This window comes from Staphylococcus sp. GDY8P47P (genome assembly GCF_016892225.1).
GTDB classification, from domain to species: Bacteria; Bacillota; Bacilli; order Staphylococcales; family Staphylococcaceae; genus Staphylococcus; species Staphylococcus borealis.
In genome coordinates this window covers 384-1,241 of the sequence record NZ_JAFENV010000061.1, presented here as the reverse complement: position 1 = coordinate 1,241, position 858 = coordinate 384, and the positions used below count along the sequence as shown (strand labels likewise).

Below are 858 nucleotides of genomic sequence, written 5' to 3'. Positions count from 1 at the left end.
TGTAATCATTTTACCTTGTTTCGCTTTTTCTTTGATTCCATTTTTGACTTGTTCGCCTATATTATCAGATTCTAGTTCGGCCAAGCTGATGAAAATATTAAGTTTAAGCCGATCGAATGCTTTATCCATATCAAAATAGCCATCATGAACGCTTAAGATATGAACATGGTATTTTTGACATAATTTCATGAGTTTTAATGCATTTTTTAGATTACGATGAAGTCGATTCAGACGATAGCAACATAATACGTCACATTGTCCTTGTTGAATCAGTTCAGTAATTTGTTGGTAGCCTGTTCGATTTTCAGTTCTACCTGATTGTTTATCGCTATAAAAGGTAATGTGTTGAATATTATGCTTTTCGGCTAATGCTTTGATGGTTTGTTTCTGAGCCGAGAGTGATTGTTGCTTTGTAGTGCTCTGTCGTAAGTAACCTATTGCTTGTTTCATCCTGTTTCCTCCTTCCAAAGTGATAATATATATTTATGAACGAATTTATAGATGAGCCCAACACCTGCTGGTGTTGGGCGTTATTATTAGTCATCAGCATGATTAATTTCTTCAAGCACTAAATCAGCGAGTAATGTGATTAATTCGTCCATATTCTTCCTCCCAATTGACTTTTATAGTAGTAAAAGTGTTATACCAACATTGGAAATATTGTAATGAATTTAATTTTTCGCTTTGAACAGAGTTTGTCCAACTTAGGATAATCTTCATAGGTGCCCCAAAAGACAACACGTTTAGGTTTGATATGATTATCGTTAATATCATCTACCAAGGTGCTTTCTTCGTCGTAGATTTTAGTGATCTTAAGACCATTGTTTTTACAATATTCTCTTACAGTATCAATAGGTT

The 858-nt window shown here is 33.8% G+C and carries 2 protein-coding genes; both read right to left on the bottom strand.

The genetic code is table 11. The annotated features are described in order from the left end of the window. Positions 1 to 450: recombinase family protein (locus tag JVV30_RS13060; RefSeq protein WP_204194364.1), on the bottom strand; the 450-nt coding region annotated here is incomplete at its 3' end. 190 nt (positions 451 to 640) lie between these two features. Further along, a partial coding sequence (locus JVV30_RS13055; RefSeq protein ID WP_204194363.1) for a recombinase family protein occupies positions 641 to 858 on the bottom strand: 218 nt, incomplete at its 5' end.